At 64.0% G+C, this 18,509-nt stretch carries 14 protein-coding genes and 1 other RNA gene; 2 read left to right on the top strand and 13 right to left on the bottom strand.

The genetic code is table 11. The annotated features are described in order from the left end of the window. Positions 1-53 precede the first annotated feature (53 nt). The 11 genes from lpdA to ffs all read right to left on the bottom strand — a co-directional run bounded on the left by lpdA (position 54) and on the right by ffs (position 14,011). The gene (gene lpdA / locus FHS48_RS06080; RefSeq protein WP_184262393.1) at positions 54-1,454 is read right to left on the bottom strand and encodes a dihydrolipoyl dehydrogenase; all 1,401 of its coding nucleotides are present in this window, start codon (positions 1,452-1,454) and stop codon (positions 54-56) included. 148 nt (positions 1,455-1,602) lie between these two features. Next, positions 1,603-2,874, bottom strand: coding sequence for a 2-oxoglutarate dehydrogenase complex dihydrolipoyllysine-residue succinyltransferase (gene odhB, locus FHS48_RS06075; protein ID WP_184262391.1), 1,272 nt, complete (start codon positions 2,872-2,874; stop codon positions 1,603-1,605). 64 nt (positions 2,875-2,938) lie between these two features. Beyond that, positions 2,939-5,884 (bottom strand): 2-oxoglutarate dehydrogenase E1 component, encoded by a 2,946-nt coding sequence (locus FHS48_RS06070; protein ID WP_184262389.1) that lies wholly within the window; start codon positions 5,882-5,884, stop codon positions 2,939-2,941. Positions 5,885-6,076: 192 nt separating this feature from the next. Continuing rightward, complete coding sequence (gene sucD, locus FHS48_RS06065; RefSeq protein ID WP_184262388.1) at positions 6,077-6,952, bottom strand: succinate--CoA ligase subunit alpha; 876 nt, start codon at positions 6,950-6,952, stop codon at positions 6,077-6,079. Beyond that, entirely contained in the window at positions 6,952-8,151 is a 1,200-nt protein-coding gene (gene sucC, locus FHS48_RS06060; RefSeq protein WP_019645134.1) for an ADP-forming succinate--CoA ligase subunit beta, read from the bottom strand. Before sucC ends, sucD begins: the two co-directional genes overlap by 1 nt. 116 nt (positions 8,152-8,267) lie before the next feature. Then, the gene (mdh, locus tag FHS48_RS06055; RefSeq protein WP_184262387.1) at positions 8,268-9,230 is read right to left on the bottom strand and encodes a malate dehydrogenase; all 963 of its coding nucleotides are present in this window, start codon (positions 9,228-9,230) and stop codon (positions 8,268-8,270) included. A gap of 533 nt (positions 9,231-9,763) precedes the next feature. Further along, positions 9,764-10,888 carry a cell division protein ZapE gene (gene zapE / locus FHS48_RS06050; RefSeq protein ID WP_184262386.1) on the bottom strand — a complete coding sequence of 375 codons (1,125 nt, stop codon included), beginning with the start codon at positions 10,886-10,888 and terminating at the stop codon, positions 9,764-9,766. A 44-nt stretch (positions 10,889-10,932) separates the two neighbouring features. Beyond that, entirely contained in the window at positions 10,933-11,526 is a 594-nt protein-coding gene (gene recR / locus FHS48_RS06045; protein ID WP_184262385.1) for a recombination mediator RecR, read from the bottom strand. Positions 11,527-11,548: 22 nt separating this feature from the next. After that, entirely contained in the window at positions 11,549-11,872 is a 324-nt protein-coding gene (locus FHS48_RS06040; protein ID WP_184262384.1) for a YbaB/EbfC family nucleoid-associated protein, read from the bottom strand. A 22-nt stretch (positions 11,873-11,894) separates the two neighbouring features. Then, positions 11,895-13,853 (bottom strand): DNA polymerase III subunit gamma/tau, encoded by a 1,959-nt coding sequence (locus FHS48_RS06035; RefSeq protein WP_184262382.1) that lies wholly within the window; start codon positions 13,851-13,853, stop codon positions 11,895-11,897. A 61-nt stretch (positions 13,854-13,914) separates the two neighbouring features. Next, positions 13,915-14,011: signal recognition particle sRNA small type (gene ffs, locus FHS48_RS06030), an RNA gene on the bottom strand. A gap of 176 nt (positions 14,012-14,187) precedes the next feature. Here ffs and nudC point away from each other — a divergent pair. After that, the gene (gene nudC / locus FHS48_RS06025) at positions 14,188-15,105 is read left to right on the top strand and encodes an NAD(+) diphosphatase (RefSeq protein WP_184262380.1); all 918 of its coding nucleotides are present in this window, start codon (positions 14,188-14,190) and stop codon (positions 15,103-15,105) included. A gap of 39 nt (positions 15,106-15,144) precedes the next feature. Here nudC and FHS48_RS06020 read toward each other — a convergent pair whose 3' ends face one another. Beyond that, the gene (locus FHS48_RS06020) at positions 15,145-16,383 is read right to left on the bottom strand and encodes a DNA polymerase IV (protein ID WP_311769092.1); all 1,239 of its coding nucleotides are present in this window, start codon (positions 16,381-16,383) and stop codon (positions 15,145-15,147) included. 144 nt (positions 16,384-16,527) lie between these two features. On the opposite strand from FHS48_RS06020, the gene FHS48_RS06015 reads away from it, so the two are divergent. Further along, the gene (locus tag FHS48_RS06015) at positions 16,528-17,085 is read left to right on the top strand and encodes an NUDIX hydrolase (protein ID WP_184262378.1); all 558 of its coding nucleotides are present in this window, start codon (positions 16,528-16,530) and stop codon (positions 17,083-17,085) included. Here the strand turns inward: FHS48_RS06015 and FHS48_RS06010 are convergent. Then, entirely contained in the window at positions 17,062-18,483 is a 1,422-nt protein-coding gene (locus FHS48_RS06010) for an aminotransferase-like domain-containing protein (protein WP_184262376.1), read from the bottom strand. The two genes, FHS48_RS06015 and FHS48_RS06010, sit on opposite strands and share 24 nt — an antisense overlap. Positions 18,484-18,509: the final 26 nt, after the last annotated feature.

Below are 18,509 nucleotides of genomic sequence, written 5' to 3'. Positions count from 1 at the left end.
CAAAGGCCCCGGAGTCTCTCCGGGGCCTTTGCATCAGGGAAACCGCTGAAGGATCAGATGTGCAGCGGGCGCTTGTCCACCGCCAGCATCGCTTCCTTGATCGCTTCGCCGAGCTGCGGGTGAGCGTGGGAGGAGCGGGCCACGTCTTCCGACGATGCCCCGAATTCCATCGCCACCACAACTTCCTGCAACAGGTCACCGGCCTGCGGGCCGATGATGTGGCAGCCCAGCACGCGGTCGGTCTTGGCATCGGCCAGAACCTTCACGAAGCCTTCGGTATCGGCATTGGCACGGGCGCGGCCATTGGCGGTGAAGGGGAACTTGCCGACCTTGTAGGCGACGCCTTCAGCCTTCAGCTGCTCTTCGGTCTTGCCAACCATGGCAATTTCCGGGCTGGTGTACACCACCGACGGAATCGCACCATAGTTGACGTGACCGGACTGACCGGCAATCAGTTCCGCCACCGCAACGCCTTCTTCCTCGGCCTTGTGCGCCAGCATCTGGCCGCCGATGACGTCGCCGATGGCGAACACGCCCTGCGCCTTGGTCTGATAGTCGTGATCGACTTCGATGAAGCCCCGGGCGTTGGTGGAGAGGCCGACCGACTCCAGCCCCAGACCTTCGGTGTAGGGGCGGCGGCCAATCGCCACCAGCACCACATCAGCAGTCAGGGTCTGGGCATCGCCACCGGCAGCCGGTTCAACGGTCAGGGCGACGCCTTCGTTGGTCTTGGCGGCACCGGTCACCTTGTGACCGAGCAGGAAGTTCAGGCCCTGCTTGGACAGGGTGCGCTGCGCCTGCTTGCGCACTTCGCCATCCATCGGCGGCAGGATGTAGTCGAGGAATTCGACGACGGTGACCTCAGCCCCCAGACGACGCCACACCGAGCCCAGTTCCAGCCCGATGACACCGGCACCGATGACGATCAGCGTCTTCGGCACCGAGGCCAGCTTCAGCGCACCGGTCGAGGAAACGATGGATTCCTCGTCGATCTGCACGCCCGGCAGCGGGGTGACGTCAGAGCCGGTGGCGATGACGATGTTCTTGGTGGTCAGGGTCTGCGGCTGTTCGCCGGTCACCTCAATGGCGCCCGGAGCGGTGATCCGGCCAGCACCCTTCACATAGGTGACCTTGTTCTTCTTGAACAGGAACTCAATCCCGCCGGTGTTATCGGTGACGACCTTATCCTTGTGGGCCATCATCTTCGGCAGGTTCAGGGTGACACCGGCCACCTCAACACCCAGATCCCCGACATGGTGGGCAGCGGCTTCGTACATGTGCGAGGCATGCAGCAGCGCCTTGGACGGAATGCAGCCGACGTTCAGGCAGGTGCCACCGAGGGCGCCGCGCTTTTCAACGCAGGCAACCTTCAGGCCAAGCTGGGCGGCGCGGATAGCGCAGACATAACCGCCCGGACCGCCGCCGACGACAACGACATCAAACTGTTCGGACATGTGCAGGATCCTTTACACAAACGGCCCGATCCGGGCCTGTCGCAGCACCTTGGCCCGGATCGGGCCGGCTGCATTTCTTTCGGATGTGGAATAAAGACGCCACAGACACAGCGGGGGCCAGTAAGGCCCCCGCTTGCTCTGATCAGTCTCAGATGTCCATCAGGATGCGGGCCGGATCTTCCAGGCATTCCTTGACGCGGACGAGGAAGGTCACCGCTTCCTTGCCGTCGATGATGCGGTGATCGTAGGACAGCGCCAGATACATCATCGGGCGGGCCTGAATCGACCCATCGGGCATCACCATCGGGCGCATCTGGGTCTTGTGCATCCCCAGAATGCCGGACTGCGGCGGGTTCAGGATCGGGGTGGACATCAGGGAGCCGTACACGCCACCGTTGGACACGGTGAAGGTGCCACCCTGCATGTCTTCCATGGTCAGCTTGCCATCACGGGCCTTCTTGCCGAAGGCACCGATGGTCTTCTCGATTTCGGAGAAGGACAGCTTGTCACAGTCGCGCACCACCGGAACCACCAGACCCTGCGGACCGCCGACGGCGACCGAGATGTCGTAGTAGTTCTTGTAGATGATATCGTCGCCGTCGATCTCGGCGTTCACCGCCGGAATCTCCTGCAGGGCCTGCACACAGGCCTTGACGAAGAAGGACATGAAGCCGAGACGCACGCCATGGCGCTTCTCGAAGTTGTCCTTGTACTGGTTGCGCAGCGCCATCACGTTGGTCATGTCCACTTCGTTGAAAGTGGTCAGCATGGCGGCGGTGTTCTGGGCATCCTTCAGGCGCTTGGCGACCGAGCGGCGCAGACGGGTCATCTTGACGCGTTCTTCGCGCGGGCCACGGGCAGCGGTGGCGGCAGCGCCCGGCTGCATGGCAGCGGACGCAGCCTGCGCGGCGGCGTTCGGGGCCTGCTTCCCGGCGGCGATGAAGGCCAGCACGTCTTCCTTGCTCAGACGGCCATCCTTACCGGTGGCCGGGATCTTGGAGGCGTCGAGGCTGTTGTCTTCGACCAGCTTCCGCACGGCCGGGGCCAGCGGATAATCGAGGTTGGCAGACACAGCGGCAGCGGCCGGAGCAGCCACCGGGGCGGCGGCGGGCGCAGCAGCCGGAGCCGGAGCGGCGGCCGGGGCAGCAGCCGCGGCCGGGGCAGCGGAGGCAGTGCCAGCAGCGCCTTCGGCGATGATCGCCAGAACGGCACCGATGGCGACTTCAGCGCCTTCACCGGCAATGATTTCGGCGATCGCGCCGGAGACCGGGGACGGAACTTCGGTGGTCACCTTATCGGTTTCCAGTTCCACCAGCGGCTCGTCGACCTTCACGGTGTCGCCGACTTTCTTCAGCCACTTGGCAACGGTCGCTTCAGAGATGGATTCGCCCAGAGCGGGGACTTTCAGTTCGGTAGCCATGACGTCCTCAATTTCGTCGTCGTTTTTCGGCATCGGGTGGGGAAGGCGGGGGGATTTCCCCCCGTTATCCCAGCTTGGAGGCCCGCGTGAAGGGCTGCGGCAGATCGGCGGCGGCGTAAGTCAGCGCCTGATCAGCCAGCAGAGCCTGTTCGGCATTGTGCTTCTTGTAGCTGCCGGTGGCCGGAGAGGCCGAGGCCGGACGACCCACATACAGCGCCTTGCCGGACTTGTGGCCCAGCTCTTCGATGATGAAGTCAAGGCGCAGCTTCACAAAGGTCCAGTAACCGCCGTTGGCCGGTTCTTCCTGGCACCACACCACATCGGCGTTCGGGTACTGGGCGAGAACAGCCTTCACCGAATTCTTCGGCCACGGATACAGCTGCTCAACACGGACCAGCGCCACATCGTCGAGGCCCTTGTCCTGACGCGCCTGCAACAGGTCGTAGTAGACCTTGCCGGTGCACAGCACGACGCGGCGGATCTGCGCATCGGGCTTCAGGGCAGCGGTTTCGCCGATCACACGCTTGAACGACGACCCCGGACCGAAATCGGCCAGTTCGCTGACCGCCATCTTGTGACGCAGCAGCGACTTCGGGGTCATGATGATCAGCGGCTTACGGAAGTTACGCCGCACCTGACGCCGCAGGGCATGGTAGTAGTTGGCCGGAGTGGTCAGGTTGCAGACCTGCATGTTGTCTTCAGCGCAGAGCTGGAGATAGCGTTCCGGACGGGCGGAGGAATGCTCCGGCCCCTGCCCTTCAAAGCCATGCGGCAGCAGCACCACCAGACCGGACATACGCAGCCACTTCGATTCCGAGGACGAAATGTACTGGTCGAAGATGATCTGCGCGCCGTTGGCGAAGTCACCGAACTGGGCTTCCCACAGGGTCAGGCCGTTCGGCTCCGCCAGCGAATACCCGAATTCATAGCCCAGAACGCCATATTCGGACAGCGGGCTATCCAGAACTTCGTAATGGGCCTGCTTCGGGTCAACGTTGTTCAGCGGCACATAGGTGTTTTCGGTGGTCTGGTCAACCAGCACCGAATGACGCTGCGAGAAGGTGCCACGGCCGCAGTCCTGACCGGACAGGCGGACCGGATGGCCTTCCAGAACCAGCGTGCCGAAGGCCAGCGCTTCGCCGGTACCCCAGTCGAAATCCTTGCCGGTGGCAAACATTTCTTCCTTGGCCTTCAGCTGACGCAGGATCTTGCGGTTGACGTCAAAATTCTGCGGCGGGGTGTACAGCGCCTTGCCGACCTTCTGAAGATCTTCCAGCGACACCTGCGTGTCGTATTCGCGGAACTCTTCCTCATCCGACAGCCAGGTCAGGCCCTTCCAGCGGCTTTCCAGCCAGTCGGCCTTGTTCGGCTTGTAGGAATTGGCGGCTTCGAATTCCTTTTCCAGCTCGCGCTGGAAAGCGACGTAAACCTCTTCCGCCTCTTCGGCGGTCATCAGCCCGTCCTGCACCAGCTTGGCGGCGTACATCTGGCGGGTGGTGGTGTGCCCCCCGATCTTCTTGTACATGGTCGGCTGGGTGAAGGCCGGTTCGTCAGATTCGTTGTGACCCTGACGGCGGTAGCAGACGATATCCAGCACCACGTCGGCCTTGAAGGCCTGACGGTATTCAATCGCCACGCGGGCGGCATGGACCACCGCTTCCGGATCGTCGCCGTTGACGTGCAGGATCGGGGCCTGAACCATCTTGGCGATTTCGGTGCAGTAGGTGCCGGAGCGGCTGTACTGCGGCGAGGTGGTGAAGCCGATCTGGTTGTTGATGACCAGATGGATGGTGCCGCCGGTACGGTAGCCCTTCAGCTGGCTCATGCCGAAGCATTCCGCCACCACGCCCTGACCGGAGAAGGCGGCGTCGCCGTGGATCAGCAGACCGAGAACGCGCACGCGCTCGGTGTCGCCGATCTGGGTCTGGCGGGCCCGGACCTTGCCCAGCACCACCGGATCAACGGTTTCAAGGTGCGACGGGTTCGGCTGGAGCGACAGGTGAACGGTCTTGCCGTCAAATTCGCGGTCCACCGAGGTGCCGAGGTGATACTTCACGTCGCCGGAGCCCTGAACGTCATCCGGGTTGGCGGAGTTGCCCTGAAACTCGGAGAACATCGCCCGGTAAGGCTTGTGCATGATGTTGGTCAGGATGTTCAGACGGCCACGGTGGGCCATGCCGATCACCACATCCTCAACACCCAGCTGGCTGCCGCGCTTCAGGATCTGTTCGATCGCCGGAATGGTGGCTTCGCCGCCTTCCAGACCAAAGCGCTTGGTGCCGGTGTACTTGACCTGAAGGAACTTTTCGAACCCTTCGGCCTGACAGAGACGCTCCAGAATGGTGCGCTTGCCGAGCACCGAGAATTCGGTCTCATTGCGGCTGCCTTCGATGCGCTTCTGGATCCACGCCTTCTGGTCGGGATCCTGAATGTGCATGAACTCGACACCGATGGTGGAGCAGTAGGTCTTCTGCACCAGCGCGATGATGTCCCGCAGCCTGGCCTTTTCCAGACCCAGCACGTTGTCGATGAAGATCTCGCGGTCGAGATCAGCCTCGGTGAAGCCGTAAGTCCGGTAATCCAGTTCCGGGTGCGGAACCGGACCCTGAATCTGAAGCGGATCCAGCGCCGCCATCAGGTGACCGCGCACCCGGTAGGTGCGGATCATCATCAGCACGCGGATCGAATCCAGCACGCGGGCGCGGACGTCCTGTTCGGACAGACCACCGGCGGCGGGCGCGGCGTCCTTCGCGGCGTCAGGCTTCTTCTTCGGAGCCGGGGGGGCGTCGGGGTCAACGCTGCCGATCACTTTGCGGTCGGTGCGGCCCCAGGACGGACCCTTCACTTCGCGCGCCAGCGCGGTGGGGTCTTCCATCAGCTCTTTGAACAGGCCGACCCAGCTCGGGTCAACCGATGCGGGATCGTCGAGATACCGTTGGTACAGCTCGGCGATGAAAGTGGCGTTGGCGCCAGTCAAGAACGAAGCTTCCACGCTTCCCGTCCTATGCATTCTGCCCGTTTTTATCAGTTTGGACTGCCGGGCCGGGGTGCTCCCAGGCAATCGTGATCCTCTGGTTCAAGTCTTTCCCGGGCACAGAGGATCAGCCCTCCCGGGAAACGGTACATGGTTTTGCCGGACGGCCCGGACAAGCCCGGCGGAACAGAAAGTCCGCCGGATCCGTCCGGGCCTTCCGTCAGGACCTTAGCCCTTCATCAGCTGGAGCATGGTGCTGCCCAGAGCCGACGGGCTGTCAGCCACCACGATGCCGGCGGAACGCATGGCGTCCATCTTGGCATCGGCAGTGCCCTTACCGCCGGAAATGATCGCACCGGCATGGCCCATGCGCTTGCCCGGCGGGGCGGTGACACCGGCGATGAAGCCGACCATCGGCTTCTTCACCTTGCTCTGCTTGATGAACTCAGCGGCTTCTTCTTCAGCGGAGCCCCCGATTTCACCGATCATGATGATGCCCTGGGTTTCCTCGTCAGCCAGGAACATTTCCAGGCAGTCGATGAAATTGGTGCCGTTGACCGGGTCGCCACCGATGCCGATGCAGGTGGACTGGCCGAGACCGGCAGCAGTGGTCTGGGCCACGGCTTCATAGGTCAGGGTGCCGGAGCGGGAGACCACACCGATCTTGCCGCGCATGTGGATGTGGCCCGGCATGATGCCGATCTTGCACTCACCCGGGGTGATGACACCCGGGCAGTTCGGACCGACAAGGCGGGTCTTGGAATTGACCAGCGCGCGCTTGACGCGGACCATGTCCAGCACCGGAATGCCTTCGGTGATGCAGACGGCCAGTTCCAGCTCGGCGTCGATCGCTTCGAGGATGGCATCAGCGGCGAACGGCGGCGGAACGTAGATCACGGTGGCATTCGCCCCGGTGCGTTCCTTCGCTTCGGCCACGGTGTCGAACACCGGCAGGTCGAGGTGCTTGGTGCCGCCCTTGCCGGGGGTCACGCCGCCAACCATCTTGGTGCCGTAGGCAATCGCCTGTTCGGAGTGGAAGGTCCCCTGCGCGCCGGTGAAGCCCTGACAGATGACCTTGGTGTCCTTACCAATGAGAACAGCCATTACTTCGCCTCCTTCACGGCCTTGACGACCTTTTCGGCCGCATCCGCCAGATTGTCGGCGGCAATGATCGGCAGACCGGATTCACTCATGATCTTCTTGCCGAGTTCGACGTTGGTGCCTTCCAGACGCACCACCAGCGGCACGTTCAGGGACACTTCACGGGCAGCGGCAATCACGCCTTCGGCGATGACGTCGCAGCGCATGATGCCGCCGAAGATGTTGACCAGAATGCCCTTCACGTTCGGATCACGCAGGATGATCTTGAAGGCGGTGGTCACGCGTTCCTTGGTGGCGCCGCCGCCGACGTCAAGGAAGTTGGCCGGGGAACCGCCATACAGCTTGATGATGTCCATGGTGGCCATCGCCAGACCGGCGCCGTTCACCATGCAGCCGATTTCGCCATCGAGCTTGATGTAGTTCAGCGAGTGCTGGGCCGCTTCGATTTCGGACGGATCTTCTTCGTCCTCATCGCGCATTTCCTCGATGTCCTTGTGGCGGTACAGCGAGTTGTCATCGAAGGACATCTTGCAGTCCAGCGGAATGACATCGCCTTCACCGGTCACGACCAGCGGGTTGATTTCCAGCAGGGCGACATCCAGACCGAGGAAGCAGTTGTACAGGTTGGTCATCAGCTTGGTGAAAGCCCCGACCTGCTTGCCTTCCAGACCCAGCGCGAACGCCAGCTTGCGGCAGTGGAAGCCGGAGATACCCGAAGCCGGATCGATATCCTGAACGATGATCTTTTCCGGGGTGTGGGCGGCGACTTCCTCGATGTCCATCCCACCTTCGGTGGAGACCATCACGGAAACGCGGGAGCTGGCGCGGTCCACCAGCATCGACAGGTACAGCTCGCGCTTGATGTCGCAGCCGGACTCGATGTAGACGCGCTTGACCTGCTTGCCTTCAGCGCCGGTCTGGTGGGTCACCAGGGTGGCGCCCAGCATCTGCCCGGCGTTTTCCTTGACGTCAGCGGCGGTCTTGACGACGCGCACGCCGCCCTTGTCACCCGCGGACGCTTCCTTGAACTTACCCTTGCCACGGCCACCGGCGTGGATCTGGGACTTCACCACGAAAACCGGGGAAGTCAGGCCCTGAGCCACCTTCTCGGCTTCCTCGGCGGTGTAGGCAACACCACCGGCCAGCACCGGAACGCCGAACTTCTTCAGCAGTTCCTTCGCCTGATACTCATGAATGTTCATCTGATCAGCCTTCTCTTGGTTGGCTTGTCTTGTATGAAGGCCCCCGGGGCGGCGCGCACATCCATGCCGCAGATCCGCCCCGGGGACGATCCGTCAGGACCGATCCCTGAAGGACCTCAGTCCTTCGGCATCAGTTCCTGGGACTTGGCGAGCAGGCCGCGCACCGCATCAACGGACGCGTTGAACATGGTGACTTCGTCGGCGTTCAGCTCGATCTCGACAACCTTTTCCACGCCGTTTTCGCCGATGATCACCGGCACGCCGACGTAGATGCCGTCGAGGCCATACTGACCTTCAACCCAGGCGGCGCACGGCAGAACGCGGCGCTGATCCTTCAGGTACGACTCAGCCATCTGCACGGCGGAGGCCGCCGGAGCGTAGAAAGCGGAACCGGTCTTCAGCAGACCGACGATCTCGGCGCCGCCGTCACGGGTGCGCTGCACGATCTGGTCCAGCTTTTCCTGCGAGGTCCAGCCCATCTTCACCAGATCCGGCAGCGGAATACCGGCGACGGTGGAGTAGCGGGTCAGCGGAACCATGGTGTCGCCATGGCCGCCCAGCACGAAGGCGGTGACGTCCTTGACGGAGACCTTGAATTCTTCGGCCAGGAAGTAGCGGAAGCGGGCGGAGTCCAGCACGCCGGCCATGCCGACGACCTTGTTGTGCGGCAGGCCGGAGGCCTCGCGCAGCACCCACACCATCGCGTCCAGCGGGTTGGTGATGACGATCACGAAGGCACCCGGGCAGTTTTCCTTGATGCCCTTGCCGACGGAGGCCATGACCTTCGCGTTGATTTCGATCAGGTCGTCACGGGACATGCCCGGCTTGCGCGGCACGCCAGCGGTCACGATCACCACGTCAGCGCCCTTCAGGGCGGTGTAGTCGTTGGTCACGCCGGTATAGGCGGCATCGACACCTTCGACCGGGGTGGACTCGGCAATATCGAGCCCCTTGCCCTGCGGAATGCCTTCAGCGATGTCGAACAGGACGACGTCGCCCAGTTCCTTCAGACCGATCAGATGCGCCAGGGTGCCGCCGATGTTACCAGCACCGACCAGAGCGATCTTCTTGCGTGCCATTGAATGTCCCCTCGAATGAGATTGGGCCAGAGAAAAGAAATGTCTTCACCGCCTCGCTGCTCACCGGCCAGGGACACCGGCCAGACAGGACGTTCGGATACTGCACCGCATCATCCTGTCCGGGCCACCCGGAGCGCTGCACCACAATCGAGTCGGCAACCCTTATGGGCGGCTTTTGGTAGCGCGATTCCAGTAAGAAAGCAAGGCGATTGCTTGCTTTGCGCCGGTTTCTTTTCCGGCTTCACGCAAGATTATTCCTCGTTTTCCCGCCATAAGAACTTGTATTGGCCTCCCCCCCGGAGCGGTGCCGCAGGATTCTGCGAAACCCCCAGAAACCCGCCCGAACGGGTAGCCACTCCGGGTAGGGAGGTGGGGTGGGTTTCCCTGCCCGTTTCCCCCCTGCCCCGCCGCCCCGCCCCGCCACCCTGGGGCTGTTCAGAAAAGCAGCCGCCTGCGGGAGGTCCACAGGCGGCTTCTGTCATTTTTCTGTCGGTTTCCGCGCAGCGGCGCGGATCGGACCGGCCCCGTGCCGATCAGGCCAGATGCTTCTGACCGATGTAGGACTCAGCCTGCATCTCCATCAAGCGGGATACCGTGCGTTGAAATTCAAAGGCACCGTCCCCTTCGGGATAGAGCACCTCCGGTGCCGCCTCCGCCGAGATCACCACCAAAGTCCGGTGATCGTAGAGAGCATCAATCAGCATAACGAACCGCCGGGCAGCATCGCGGTTGGCCGGACCCAATAACGGAACGTTATCGATAAACACCACATCATATAACGAAGCGATATGGAGATAGTCATTTGCGGCCAGCGGACGCTCGCAGAGATCAGAAAAAGTGAACCTTGCGACCTCTCCGCTCGATCGCGGAACCAATAGCGCCCGCCCCATCACCGACACTGTCGCCGGTCCGACCGGGGCCCCGGCGGTCATCCGCCGGAAGAGATCATCCAGCGCCGCGGTGGCCTGTGCCCCCAGCGGCTGCTGATAAACCGGCGCCCCCTTGACCCGGCCAAGGCGGTAATCGGTGGGCGAGGCCAGCTCGACCAGATCGAACTTCTGCTTGATCAGGGCAATGAACGGCAAGAATCTGTCGCGCTGGAGGCCGTCCTTGTACAGGTCATCGGGTTCGCGGTTGGAGGTGGTGACCACCACAACCCCGGCCTTGAACAGTTCGTCAAAGATCCGCCCGACCACCATCGCATCGGCGATGTCACGGATTTCCAGCTCGTCCAGACACAGCAGCCAGCTTTCTTCCGCGATCTTGCGGGCCAGCGGCGGGATCGGATCCGCCTCATCCCGCCCTTTCTGCTGCCGCCACTGATGCAGGGCAGCATGGAAATCCCGCAGGAATTCGTGGAAATGCACCCGGCGGCAGGCCTGCACCGGCGCGGTGCTGACAAACAGATCCATCAGCATGGATTTACCGCGCCCGACCGGACCATGCAGGTACAGTCCACGCGGCGGCGGCGGGGCTTCCACCCGCTTTGCCAATCCCAGCCGGGCCCGCCAGCCGGTCGGCTCCGCCACCGGCTGATACTCCTTCAGAGCATGAAACAGAGCCGAAAGTTTCTTCGCGGCCAGCTCCTGAACCGGATCCGGGCTCAGCTCACCCCGGGCCAGACGGGCCCGGTACAGGGAAAGGGGATCATCAGCCATGATGTGCCATCAGGGTCCATCGCCGCGCGGGAGGAAACAGGGCATCAGACCGGGCGGCGGGCGCGCAGGGCCTGACTGAGGGTGCCGTCGTCAAGATAGTCCAGCTCCCCGCCGATCGGCACCCCATGGGCCAGCCCGGAAATCCGGACAGAGCAGTCCCGCAGGCGGTCGGCCACATAATGGGCGGTGGTCTGGCCATCCACGGTGGCGGACAGGGCCAGAATCACCTCCGCCACCTCCTGCGCCGCCGCCCGCTTGACCAGCGCCGCCACACTCAGGTCTTCCGGCCCGATGCCATCGAGGGCCGACAGCACCCCGCCGAGAACGTGGTAACGGCCGGGAAAAGCCCGGGTGCGTTCCAGCGCCCACAGGTCATCCACATCCGCCACCACACACAGCAGACCGGGGTCCCGGCGCGGATCGGCGCAGACGGCACAGGGGTCGCAGGTATCAAGGTTGCCGCAGACCGAGCAGGACCGCACCCGGTCCCGCACATCGGTCAGGGCGGACAGGAAGGGGTCCAGCGCCGTTTCCCGCCGTTTCAGCAGGTGCAGCACCGCCCGCCGGGCCGAACGCGGCCCCAACCCGGGCAGGCGGGCAAAAATCTGCATCAGGCGGTCAATTTCGGCACCGGCCATGGTGGCCCCTCCCCGATCCGGATCAGAACGGCAGCTTCAGGCCCGGCGGCAGGGACAGGCCCCCGGTCACCTTCTGCATTTCGGCGGCCATCATCGCCTCAGCCTTCTGCTTGGCATCGTTGTGGGCGGCCAGAATCAGGTCTTCCAGGGTTTCCTTGTCTTCCGGATCCACGGCCTGCGCCTCAAGGACGATCTTCTTCATGTCGCCCTTGCCGTTCAGGGTCACCTGAACCATGCCGCCGCCAGCGCTGCCGGTCACCTCGGTTTCCGCCAGCTTCGCCTGCATTTCAGTCATCTTCTGCTGCATCTGCTGGGCTTGCTTCATCAGATTGCCAAGGTTTTTCATGGCTTTCGCTCTCCGTTCCTAATCAGTCAAAGTCACCGCCGAACTCGGCGGTTTCATCGGCATCCGGCATCATCACCGGCACAAACGGTCCGGCAGACCCGGCCAGATCATCCGACGGTTCCAGATCCCTGATGGTTCCAATACTGGCAGACGGGAAGGCACGCAAGGCCGCCTGTATCAGCGGATGCGCCTTGGCCCCGGTCATCGTCTGCTCAAACAGGGTCGGGTCCCCGGCCGCCGTCGATGTCATCACCGCCCAGCGCAGTCCGGTCCACGCCGTCAGACACTTGGAAACCCGGGTTGCCAGATCGGCGGGCGCCTGCGGAGTCGGCCGGTATTCCAGCCGTCCCGGCGCGTACTGCACCAGATGCACATCCCGTTCCAGATGCACCGACAGCACCGCTTCCCGCCGGGTTTTGAACAGCGCCACCAATTTGTCGAAGGTCGGCGGTGGCGGTGTTCCACCACCGGGAGCCGCCCCGCCGGAGGGGTGCGGCAGTCCGCCCGCCATCGACGGCGGCAGATCCGGCGGGCCATCGTAGACCGGAACGGCGGAGGGCATTTCTTCCCACGGCGGCACCATCGCCGGGCCGGAAGGTGGCAGCGGTGACCGCGCCGCCTGCGGCTGGGGTCCGGGAGTGGGTCGGGATCGCGGCACCCCCTCCCCGGCCGGAGGTGCCGACAGGGCAGCCGGTGGACCGGAGGACGGCAAGGCTGCCAGAGAGGGAGGAGCCGGAGAGGAAGGAACCGGAGAGGAGGACACACCGCGCGGAGCCTTGGCCACCAGCTCCGCCGGGGTTGGCAGATCGGCGGCATAGGTCAGGCGGATCAGCGCCATTTCGGTTGCCTGCATCGGGTTTCCGGCCATGCGGGCTTCCGCCACCGCCTTCAGCAGCATCTGCCAGGTCCGGGTCAGCACCGCCATCGACAGCTTTTCAGCCATCGCCCGGCCCCGCACCCGTTCCGCCTCGCCCAGCATCGGGTCTTCCGCCGCCTGCGGCGTTGCTTTCAGGCGGGTCAGCCAGTGGGTCAGGTCCAGCAGATCATTCAGAACAACCACCGGGTCGGCTCCGGCGGCATGCTGGTCCGCCAGCACCGTCAAGGCCGCAGCTATTTCGCCGCGCATCAGGGCATCAAACAGGTCAAACACCTGCCCCCGGTCGGCCAGCCCCAGCATTTCGCGGACCTGCGCCTCGGTCACCGTGCCGCCGCCCCCGACCGCCCCGGCATGGGCAATCGCCTGATCGAGCAGGGACAGACCATCGCGCACACTGCCATCGGCAGCACGGGCCAGCAGAGCCAGCGCCGCATCGTCCACCGCCGCCCCTTCCGCCTCGACAATCCGGCGGAAATGGCCACTGAGCAGATCCGCCCCGACACGGCGCAGGTCAAACCGCTGACAGCGGGACAGCACCGTCACCGGCACCTTGCGGATTTCGGTGGTGGCGAAAATGAATTTCACATGCTCCGGCGGCTCTTCCAGCGTCTTCAGCAGGGCGTTGAAGGCCGCCGTCGACAGCATGTGTACTTCGTCGATGATGTAGACTTTGTAGCGGGCACTGGTCGGGCGATAGCGCACCCCATCCAGAATTTCCCGCATGTCGTTGACGCCGGTGCGGCTGGCCGCATCCATTTCGATAACATCAACGTGCCGGTCTTCAGCAATCGCCCGGCAGGACTCACAGACCCCGCAGGGCTGAATGGTCGGCCCACCCTGCCCGTCCGGGCCGATGCAGTTCAGGGCACGGGCGATAATACGGGCGGTGGTGGTCTTGCCGACCCCGCGCACCCCGGTCAGCACATAGGCCTGCGCCAGACGGCCGGACTCCATGGCATTTGACAGGGTGCGCACCAGCGCATCCTGTCCGATCAGGGTGGTGAAATCACTGGGGCGGTACTTTCGCGCCAGAACCCGGTAGGCGGCGGGGCCGGAGGTACCGGAAGCAGTGGCGCCGGAAGCAGAGAGGGTCTGATCGGTCATCCGCCGGCTTCTGGTCTGGCTGAGGAAATAAGGACGACAGCGCACTGGCGACAAAGCGAAGGTGGAAGACTGGACAATGACCCGAGCCTGAACTCGTTAGGGCTGCTTCCTTCCGGACCTGACCCGATTGGCGAGGAGCTCGTCCATCGCCAGCCTTCCAAGGGCACTATATCAGGGGAAGCGGCCAGAATAGCAAGGGGGAATCACACCGTCCGGCCCGGCATCCACTTTAATTCCGGCAGACCAACAAACACCCGGCCATCGCAGACCTCTTGCAGAGAGGCCCGCACCGCTCCATACCTGTGGCCAGACTCCGCTTTCAGGAAACCGGCTGATGCTTCCCCGTCCGCTCTCCTATGCTCAGGCCCCGATTGACCGTGCCCACCATCTGCGCCCCGACCCCGCCCGGCTGGCCGCCCTGTGGGCCCATCCGCAGGCCCGGGTTCTGGTGATGTGGGGGGCGAAGCATCTGGCCGCTGCCGACGGCTCCCCCCTGCCGCTGTCCCCTACGGCCATCGGTGCCACTCCGGAACAAAGCATTTTTCTCGGCCTTGACGGAGAAAACCCGGTGTTTGCCCATGACTGGGGCACTGCGGAAGAGGAACCGGCACAGACCCCGGCCGGGGCCACCTGGCGGGATCTGCGGGAAAATGGCCCGGATATGTCCGAAGCCGATGCCAGCCGGCATGTCTACGCCCGGGGACTGATCCTGTGGCTGCGCCGCACCGGCTTCTGCTGTGTTTGCGGGTCTGCGGTCAGCCTGAGTGACGGCGGCCACGTCCTGCGCTGCAACAACGCCGACTGCGGGGCGTCGCATTTTCCCCGTACCGATCCGGCGGTGATCATGCTGGTCACCGATGGCAAGGACCGGGTCCTGCTGGGCCGTCAGGCCGCATGGCCGCCGGGGGCGGTCTCAACGCTGGCAGGGTTTGTTGAACCGGGGGAAACGCTGGAACAGGCGGTGGCCCGCGAAGTGTTTGAGGAAGCCGGAGTCCGGATCTCGGAAGCCCGCTATATCGCCAGCCAGCCGTGGCCGTTCCCGGGATCGCTGATGCTGGGGTTTGAGGCCATCGCCAGCAGCGAGGATATCACCGTCGATCCGAAGGAACTGGAGTCTGCCCGCTGGTTCCACCGGGATGAAATCCGGGCGTTCCGCGATAACTGGTTTGCCGAAGGGGAAGGCTGGGCGCTGCCGCGCCGGGACTCCATTTCCCGGTTCCTGATCCTGTCGTGGCTGAACCGCACCGCGTAACCTCTACCGGGTCAGCAGACCTTACAGGGAAAACAGACTCTACAGGGAAAACAGATCTGGCGGATCCGCCGCCTGTGACGGCCCCAGACCATCAACGCCCAGGCCCACCAGCCGGAACGCCCGGCCGGTGGCCTCCCGCCGCAGCAGCGGTTCGGCGTGGCGCATCAGCTGTCTGGCCCGCTGGGTCGGGTCCGGCAGGCGGGCCTGCCGGGTCAGCAGCCGGAAATCCGGGGTCTTCAGTTTGATCTGCACCACGCTGGCCGACAGATCCGCCCGCTTCAGCCGGGTTTCCACCCGCTCGGCCAGTGCCTGAAGGGTTGCCAGCAGGGCCTCCGGGTCGGACTGATCAACATCATAAGTGGTTTCAGCCGAAATGGATTTGGCCTCGCGGTCAGTGTTGACCGGGCGGTCGTCCTCGCCATGGGCCAGATGCCACAGATGCCGCCCCATCGAGCCAAACCGGGCCTTCAGATCCAGCGGACTGGCGGCCTGAAGATCAGCCACCGTGGGAAACCCCTGTTCGATCAGCTTCCGCTCCAGCGCCGGGCCAACCCCATGGATCGCCCGCACCGGCTGCGGGGCCAGAAAGGCCACCGCCTCAGAACGGCCAACGATGGAAAAGCCGCGCGGCTTATTAAGGTCGCTGGCCATTTTCGCCAGAAATTTACAGTACGACAGCCCGATCGAGACGCTGATCCCCACTTCCTGCTCCACCCGCAGGGCGATGTTGGCCAGCACCTCGGGAATATCATCCCGATGGGCCAGATCCAGATAGGCCTCGTCCAGCGCCACCGGCTGAATCAGATCGGTATATTGCTCAAAAATATGATGGATTTCCGCGCTGACCCGCCGGTATTTCCCATGATCCGGCGGTAAAATCACCGCCTGCGGGCACAGCTCCCGCGCCTTGTACATCGGCATTGCCGACCGGCAGCCGTATTTCCGCGCCAGATAGCAGGCGGTGGACACCACCGACCGGGGGCCGGTGCCCCCGATCAGCAGCGGCTTCTCTTTCAGGGCCGGATTATCCCGTTTCTCAATCGAGGCATAAAAGGAATCACAGTCCACGTGGGCAATGGCCAGCGACCGCAGCTCCGGGTGAGCGAGAACACGGCGGGACCCACAGGCCGGGCATCGGGTTTCCCCGCCTGTTTCCTCACCGGTGTCCCCGCCCTGCCACGCCGTCAGGCACTCCCGGCAGAGGGCGGCCTGTACGCCCCCAGCCTGTGGTAAGACTGTCTGTGACAGGACTGTCTGTGGCTGTGCCCCGGTGCCCACGGTTTTCTCCTGACAGCACGATGCAAATGTGAACAAACCAGAAACATTTTATAGGACTCTTGCCGGACAGGCAATGCAACGCCACACTGGGGCCGTGATGTTCCCCCCAGTATCAGGACTGGCCCAGTCCGCAGGAGTTCCAGCATGTCCGCTCCGTCCGATGTCCTCAGCCCCGGACGCTTCAGCCTTCAGGTTCCGGACGGAGATGACCGGGAACGGCTGGTCTGTGACACCTGCGGCTTCATCAACTATCAGAATCCGAAAATCGTCGTCGGTGCCGTCTGCACCTGGCAGGACCACTATCTGCTGGTGCGGCGGGCGATTGAGCCCCGGATCGGCTACTGGACCATGCCCGCCGGGTATATGGAACTGGGGGAAACCACCGAGGCCGGAGCCGCCCGGGAAGTGTGGGAAGAGGGCTGCGCCCGCGTCACCATCGGGGCGATGATCGGCCTGTTCAGCCTGCCGCGGATCGGGCAGGTCCACATGATTTACCGGGCCGAAATGGACAGCCCCGACCACGCCCCCGGTACGGAAAGTCTGGAAACCAGACTGGTGCGGTGGGAAGAGATCCCGTGGGAGGACCTCGCCTTCCCCACCGTGACCTGGGCCTTACAGGCACACCGGAAATTTCTGGGCCGGAATGATTTCGGCCCGGTCGGTGTGCCGCCGGAAGCCTTATCCGGCGGCGTTTTCCGCTGATCCGGCCCGCCCTTCCGCCTGAAAGAACGCCTCCAGCGCCGGAGGCGTCCACATCGCCACATTCACCCGCATGGCGGTGCGCCAGCCACCGGCCGGACTGAAAACCGGCCCCGGAGCCAGCACAATGTTCCGGGCCAGTGCCCGCCGCGACAGGCTGACAGCGTCGATCCCCTGCGGCAGCAGGGTCCACAGGAACAGACCGGCGGATGGTTCGGTCCATGCCGTCATGCCCAGACGCCGCAGGCTGGCCAGCGTCTCCTCCCGGCAGCGGTCAAGACGGTGCCGGACCCGGTCCATATGGCGGCGATAACTGCCATCGGTCAAAACCGTGTGGAGCAGATTGGCCGACAGCGCCGATCCCCCCATTGAGGTGGCAATCCGCAGATCGGTCAGGGCGGCAATCCAGTCCGGATTGGCGGCAATAAACCCGCAGCGGACCCCGGTGGACAGGGATTTTGACAGGCTGCCGATGCGGATCACCCGGTCCAGACCGTCAAAGGCGGCATAGCGGGGGGAGGGGGACGCCTCAAAGTCGGCAAAAATATCATCTTCGATCACCACCAGACCGTTCTGATCCGCCACTTTCAGGATCCGGTGCACCGTGGCCGCCGCCACCGTCACCCCGGTCGGGTTATGCACCGCCGATGTGGTCAGATAGGCCCGGGGCCGGTGTTCCGTCACCAACGAGGAAAACGCCACCGGATCCGGCCCGGACGGGGTCATCGGCACCGCCACCACCGTCACCCGGTGCGCCCGCAGCAGGGCCAGAAAGTTGAAGTAACAGGGATCATCCACCAGAACCGCCTGCCCCGGGGTCAACAGGAAGCGACAGATCAGATCCAGTGCATGGGTCCCGCTGTCGGTCAGCAGAATCTGGTCGGGGCCAACGCTGACCCCTTGATCGGACAGACGGCGGGCAAACACCGTCCGCAGCGGCAACGGCCCCTGTGCCGGGCTGTACACCCCGGGGGCGGCCTCGGCCCGGGCAATCTGCCGCAGGGCCCGGCGGACCCCGTCGTCCTCAAACCATGGTTCCGGCAGCCAGCCACACCCCGGCAGCAGGGCACCGTTTCTGGTCTGCAATGACTGCCGCAGCATCCACAGCGGATCAATGTCCTGTTCCCGCTCCGGCCCGACCCGGTCAAGCGCCAGCGGAGCCAGCGGGGCAGCCACATAAAACCCGGATCCCGGACGGGAGCGGATCACCCCTTCCGCCACCAGCCGATCATAGGCCTCCACCACCGTCGATTTTGACACCCCGGTCAGATCCGCCATCGCCCGGACAGACGGAATCTTCGCCCCCGGCACCAGAACCCGGCGGTCGATGCGGTCGCGGATTCCCTGCATCACCCGTTCCGTGCGGGATCCATCCGGTTGGGGAAAGGGCAGGACAGCCATGAAGCGTACCCCTCATTGCATCAGTA

The sequence above is a fragment of the Novispirillum itersonii genome, assembly GCF_014205675.1.
GTDB classification, from domain to species: Bacteria; Pseudomonadota; Alphaproteobacteria; order Rhodospirillales; family Rhodospirillaceae; genus Novispirillum; species Novispirillum itersonii_A.
This window is presented reverse-complemented; position numbering and strand designations above follow the sequence as displayed.

Excerpts from the sequence above, each read along its gene's own strand:
- lpdA (WP_184262393.1), bottom strand. The coding sequence starts at position 1,454 with ATGTCCGAACAGTTTGATGTCGTTGTCGTCGGCGGCGGTCCGGGCGGT.
- odhB (WP_184262391.1), bottom strand. The coding sequence starts at position 2,874 with ATGGCTACCGAACTGAAAGTCCCCGCTCTGGGCGAATCCATCTCTGAA.
- FHS48_RS06070 (WP_184262389.1), bottom strand. The coding sequence starts at position 5,884 with ATGCATAGGACGGGAAGCGTGGAAGCTTCGTTCTTGACTGGCGCCAAC.
- sucD (WP_184262388.1), bottom strand. The coding sequence starts at position 6,952 with ATGGCTGTTCTCATTGGTAAGGACACCAAGGTCATCTGTCAGGGCTTC.
- sucC (WP_019645134.1), bottom strand. The coding sequence starts at position 8,151 with ATGAACATTCATGAGTATCAGGCGAAGGAACTGCTGAAGAAGTTCGGC.
- mdh (WP_184262387.1), bottom strand. The coding sequence starts at position 9,230 with ATGGCACGCAAGAAGATCGCTCTGGTCGGTGCTGGTAACATCGGCGGC.
- zapE (WP_184262386.1), bottom strand. The coding sequence starts at position 10,888 with ATGGCTGATGATCCCCTTTCCCTGTACCGGGCCCGTCTGGCCCGGGGT.
- recR (WP_184262385.1), bottom strand. The coding sequence starts at position 11,526 with ATGGCCGGTGCCGAAATTGACCGCCTGATGCAGATTTTTGCCCGCCTG.
- FHS48_RS06040 (WP_184262384.1), bottom strand. The coding sequence starts at position 11,872 with ATGAAAAACCTTGGCAATCTGATGAAGCAAGCCCAGCAGATGCAGCAG.
- FHS48_RS06035 (WP_184262382.1), bottom strand. The coding sequence starts at position 13,853 with ATGACCGATCAGACCCTCTCTGCTTCCGGCGCCACTGCTTCCGGTACC.
- nudC (WP_184262380.1), top strand. The coding sequence starts at position 14,188 with ATGCTTCCCCGTCCGCTCTCCTATGCTCAGGCCCCGATTGACCGTGCC.
- FHS48_RS06015 (WP_184262378.1), top strand. The coding sequence starts at position 16,528 with ATGTCCGCTCCGTCCGATGTCCTCAGCCCCGGACGCTTCAGCCTTCAG.
- FHS48_RS06010 (WP_184262376.1), bottom strand. The coding sequence starts at position 18,483 with ATGGCTGTCCTGCCCTTTCCCCAACCGGATGGATCCCGCACGGAACGG.